Raw genomic sequence first — 4,520 nt, 5'->3', positions numbered from 1 at the left:
AAAAATAAGATCACTAAAAAAAATAAAAAAATCGTATTCAAGTAATTCTGTTGATTTAATTATAAATGAATTATTTAAAAATAAAAAAAAAGGTATATATATTGATGTTGGGTGTAACCATCCTTTTATAGGAAACAATACATACAAATTATTTAAAAAAGGTTGGAGCGGCATTAATATAGATCTTGATTATACATTTATTGACTCTTTCAATTTTTACAGACCAAATGACTATAATTTGCAAATTGGTGTGTCAGATAAAAATGGTGAACAAGAGATGTATTATCATCACGAAAGATCAGCAATAAATACTTTAGACATTAAACGTAGTAGTAAATCAATATTAAAAAAAAAAATAAAAACATTAACTTTAAACAGCATTATAGAAAACTCTAAATTTAAAAATAAACAAATAGATTATGTAAGTATTGATGTAGAAGGTTATGAACTAAATGTATTAAAAGGTTTTGATTTAAATAAATATCAACCTAAAGCTTTAAGTATTGAGTATATTGATACTGAAATGATTAAAGAGGAGTATTATCATCAAAATATTAATAATATTTTAAGTTCAGATCTTTATAAATATATAACTAATAACGGATACCATTTTGTTAACTGGTTACATTCAGATTTAATATTTGTATCATCAGAAGTATTTACTGGTAAAATTAAATCAACATATGTCTAATAAATTTTCTATAGTAATACCTACTTATGAAAATTCAGATTATTTAAAACTTTGTATTAATTCAATTTTAAAAAATTCTACCTTTTCTCACCAAATAATTGTTCATATTAATGGATATGATGTAAATACAGAAAAAATTTTGTTAGAAAAAAAAATCACATATACAAAATCAATTGAAAATATTGGTTTATGCAGTGGAGTTAATATTGCATCAAGAAAAGCAAGCACCAATTATATATTATATGCCCATGATGATATGTATTTTTTACCAAACTGGGATTCAATACTTTATGAGGAAGTTAAAAAAATAAATCATAAAAATTTTTACTTATCAATGACACACATATCGCATATGAGTGGTGTTAAGGGTGATATTCAACATATTAAGTATGACTGTGGATCTAATATTAATGAATTTGATGAAAATAAACTTTTAAAGAATTTTAAAAATTTTGAATTTAGAAACTTGCAGGGTAGTCATTGGGCACCTCACTTAATTCATATTGATTTATGGAATAAAATAGGAGGTTTTAGTGAAGAGTTTAACCCTGGGTTTGCATCAGATCCTGATCTAAATATGAAACTTTGGTTACAAAATGTAAGAATTTTTAAAGGTGTTTCAATGTCAAGAGTTTATCATTTTGGTTCTTTAACAACACGTAAAAATAAAAAAATAACTCCAAACAAAGGAAAAAGAACTTTTTTATTAAAATGGAAATTTTCTGTTGAATTTTTTAATAAACATTATTTAAAGAGAGGCTCTATATACGAAGGTCCTTTGGGCGATCCTAATAAAAATTTTATTTACTTTATTGATTTAATTTTAAGTAAGATAAAATTTTATTTTTATAGAGTATTTTAATGAAAAAGAAAATTGTTGTAGAAATAGCCGAAGGACTTGGAAATCAATTATTTATGTATGCTCATGCTTATTCTATGGCAAAAAAACTGAATTATGAACTTTTTATAGATAATAAAAGTGCCTACTCCTTTAAAAAGAATACTCAGAGAAAACATCAAATATATATGTTAGATTCATTCAATATTCTTCAAAATTATGCTTCAAATGAATTTATTTACGACAAATTGTATAAAAAAATAAAAAAAAAGTTATTTGTACTAATTGATAAATTTACAAATAAGAAAGTTTTTTTTATAGAAAAATCGATAAAAAAAAAATAATTCAAAAATAGTTATAAATTATACCAATCTGTCAAAAATAAATTTTTCCGATAATATTTATGTTCAAGGAAACTTTGAAAATTATGAATATTTTAACGAATATAAAAAAGAATTATCAAATTTTTTTATAATAAAAAATGAATTAATTAATCACAACAACTCGATAGTCGAACAATTAAGTAATAATAATTCAATTTCCATTCATATTAGGAGAAATAGATTTTCAGATCAACCTGGTCTTACTGATACAGTTAAAAACAAGGAAAAATCAGAAGTTTTTACTAATCAAATTATTGATTATGTTAACAGATCAATAAATTTTATTGAAAAAAAAGTTCAAAATCCACAATATTTTATTTGGACAAACGATTATGAGGATTTCGATCAATTATCAAACAGATTAATTATAAAAAAATATCATTTAATTAATGAAAATGTAATTAACGATTTTGATCTTTTTCAGTATGCTAAACATTTTATTGTAGGACCTTCTTCATTTCACTGGTGGGGCGCATGGTTAAATAATAATTCAAATAAAATTTGTATTAGGCCTTCTGATTTAAATCCATCAAATAATGAAAATTTTTGGCCTAAAGATTGGATATCAATTTAAATTTTTTTATTATTAGCTTTTATAGTTTAATTTTATTCAATGCATTGTTTTTAAATATATTTGCATCCCTAATATATCTTCTGACCATTTGTGTTGTTTTATGTCCTGTCATTGCCATTATGCTTCTTTCATCTGCTCCAGATTCAGCAGCTACAGTTGCAAAACCTGACCTTAAACTATGTCCTGCAAAATTTTTATTTTCAATACCTGCTAAATTCAAATATTCTTTCATTATTAAAACTAGAGATTGATCAGTTAATCTTTGATTGGTTAATGATAAACCTTTAGAAAATCTTCTAAATATCGGTCCTGAATTAATTTTAGAAATTTCTAACCATTTTTTTAAATTTGTAACAGGACAGTAGATTTCATTAGTGAAGTAGGGTAGCCCTTTAACCATTCCTTCGCCAAATTGATCAGTTTTTGATTTTTTGATAATGATTTTGAGGCCTTCAGGGACAAATTCTAAATCCTCATAATCAATTGAAATCAGTTCGGTTCTTCTAAAACCACCTCCAAACCCAGTTAAGATTAATGATTTATCCCTAAGTTTCTTAATTTCCTCAGTTTTTTGTTCATTTATTACATTAATTATTGATTTTAAATGATTGATTAATATAGGTTTTTTACCTTTTTGAATACTACCTTTTACCCTTCTTATTCCCATTAAATTTTCAACTATGATTGGATGTTTTGTGTCTAAATAATACCCTTTAAGCTTATGAACCATACTTATTGAAACCAATCTACGTCTTAAAGTGCTAATTTTTGAGTTTTTAGAGAGATGGGTTAGGTACAATGATACTATTTTTGGCTCTGTAGGTAATGAATTTAGACCATGATTTGCACAAAAAGCTCCAAAATCTTTAAAATCAGATTTATAAGCTCTTAATGTATTATTTGCCTTAGAATTTTTGAGGTTATTTAACGTTGCCTCATGAAGCGATTTTAGGTCAGTAGTTATTTCACTCATACTATTACTATTGATAACAATTAATTATCATTAGTAATATATCAAGAGTTTTCTAATGTCAAATAAAATAATTAGTCATTTTTTAGTGACAATTAATGATATTGCGAGCTCAATAATGATGAAATATAAATTTTCGATGGGCATAGACGGAGTAATTGAACCAATATATTTCTTAATAACATCTTTTGGTTTTGCAATATTAAGCTTTATTAATTATAGAAAATCTGGAAAAACTCTTGAAACTATTTATCTTTCAATCCTAACTGTTTTCTTTATAGTTTGCTTCTTTATTTTAAATTTTTATTAATGAAAGGTACTAAATTTCAATTAAAAGTCTGGAATTACCTTAAAACTATACCAAAAGGCACTGTTAAAACCTATAAACAGGTAGCAATAGCTATAAAAACACCTAAATCGGCGCGTGCTGTAGCTAATGCATGTGGAAAAAACCCTTATGCCCCCAAAATACCCTGTCATAGAGTAATTCGGTCCGATGGAGGCCTTGGTGGGTACTCAGGGAGAGGTGGAATTAAGACTAAGCTGCGTTTATTGAGAAATGAAAAAGTTAATATTTAGTGACTTTTTCGGCCTATTTTATGGTCAAAAATACTAGTAAAATCAACGTTTTTTCAATATTTAAGCATATTTTAACATGAATAGTAATATTCATCCTTCAGTTGTACTATATATCGAGATATAACTAAATAAAGCACCTCTATGGCCGTTTAAATCACATATTCTATAACTGCATTGCTCTACTTTTAAATGATAACAAGGCTTATTTTAGGGTCAAATTTTAAAGAATTTTTTATAAATTTTTTTTCCCCTACCCACTTTCTTAAATAAGAATTTTGAATTTTGTGCTTAATATGCTTAAATAAACGTTGTTATTAAATACTTTTAAGCATAGTGCTTTATTTTCTCTTTCAAGCTTGCCATTTTTGCCTTAGTTTATTTAAAAGTATATCTATTATTTCTAATTTACTTTTATAAAATCAATGATTTATTTTAATTAATATTTATTATATTAAAAATTTATATAATAATTACAATAGTTTATA

At 24.9% G+C, this 4,520-nt stretch carries 7 protein-coding genes; 6 read left to right on the top strand and 1 reads right to left on the bottom strand.

The annotated features are described in order from the left end of the window. From ACTT9R_RS05460 to ACTT9R_RS05445, 4 genes are all read left to right on the top strand, one after another. The coding region (locus tag ACTT9R_RS05460) for an FkbM family methyltransferase (protein WP_440927004.1) at window positions 1–691 on the top strand (691 nt) is incomplete at its 5' end. Beyond that, window positions 684–1,553: a glycosyltransferase family 2 protein gene (locus tag ACTT9R_RS05455; protein WP_440927003.1), complete on the top strand. Its 870-nt coding sequence runs from the start codon at window positions 684–686 to the stop codon at window positions 1,551–1,553. The genes ACTT9R_RS05460 and ACTT9R_RS05455, both read left to right, overlap by 8 nt. Then, window positions 1,553–1,873, top strand: a complete 321-nt coding sequence (locus tag ACTT9R_RS05450) for a hypothetical protein (protein WP_440927002.1) — start codon at window positions 1,553–1,555, stop codon at window positions 1,871–1,873. The genes ACTT9R_RS05455 and ACTT9R_RS05450 overlap by 1 nt, the downstream gene beginning before the upstream one ends. 7 nt (window positions 1,874–1,880) lie before the next feature. Next, entirely contained in the window at window positions 1,881–2,486 is a 606-nt protein-coding gene (locus ACTT9R_RS05445; RefSeq protein ID WP_440927005.1) for an alpha-1,2-fucosyltransferase, read from the top strand. A gap of 19 nt (window positions 2,487–2,505) precedes the next feature. Here the strand turns inward: ACTT9R_RS05445 and ACTT9R_RS05440 are convergent, their stop codons facing one another. Then, on the bottom strand, window positions 2,506–3,459 hold the full coding sequence (locus ACTT9R_RS05440) for a site-specific integrase (protein ID WP_440927001.1): 954 nt from the start codon (window positions 3,457–3,459) through the stop codon (window positions 2,506–2,508). Window positions 3,460–3,514: 55 nt separating this feature from the next. Here ACTT9R_RS05440 and ACTT9R_RS05435 point away from each other — a divergent pair, with 55 nt between their 5' ends. Together ACTT9R_RS05435 and ACTT9R_RS05430 are read left to right on the top strand one after the other, a co-directional pair. Further along, on the top strand, window positions 3,515–3,766 hold the full coding sequence (locus ACTT9R_RS05435) for a hypothetical protein (protein ID WP_440927000.1): 252 nt from the start codon (window positions 3,515–3,517) through the stop codon (window positions 3,764–3,766). After that, window positions 3,766–4,035, top strand: coding sequence for a methylated-DNA--[protein]-cysteine S-methyltransferase (locus tag ACTT9R_RS05430; RefSeq protein ID WP_440926999.1), 270 nt, complete (start codon window positions 3,766–3,768; stop codon window positions 4,033–4,035). Before ACTT9R_RS05435 ends, ACTT9R_RS05430 begins: the two co-directional genes overlap by 1 nt. Window positions 4,036–4,520 lie beyond the last annotated feature (485 nt).

The organism is Candidatus Pelagibacter sp., from assembly GCF_052049835.1.
In the GTDB taxonomy this organism is placed as follows: domain Bacteria; phylum Pseudomonadota; class Alphaproteobacteria; order Pelagibacterales; family Pelagibacteraceae; genus Pelagibacter.
Note: the sequence above shows the minus strand (reverse complement) of the source record. Positions and strands in the feature narration are given on the sequence as shown.

Excerpts from the sequence above, each read along its gene's own strand:
- ACTT9R_RS05455 (WP_440927003.1), top strand. The coding sequence starts at position 684 with ATGTCTAATAAATTTTCTATAGTAATACCTACTTATGAAAATTCAGAT.
- ACTT9R_RS05440 (WP_440927001.1), bottom strand. The coding sequence starts at position 3,459 with ATGAGTGAAATAACTACTGACCTAAAATCGCTTCATGAGGCAACGTTA.
- ACTT9R_RS05450 (WP_440927002.1), top strand. The coding sequence starts at position 1,553 with ATGAAAAAGAAAATTGTTGTAGAAATAGCCGAAGGACTTGGAAATCAA.
- ACTT9R_RS05435 (WP_440927000.1), top strand. The coding sequence starts at position 3,515 with ATGTCAAATAAAATAATTAGTCATTTTTTAGTGACAATTAATGATATT.
- ACTT9R_RS05430 (WP_440926999.1), top strand. The coding sequence starts at position 3,766 with ATGAAAGGTACTAAATTTCAATTAAAAGTCTGGAATTACCTTAAAACT.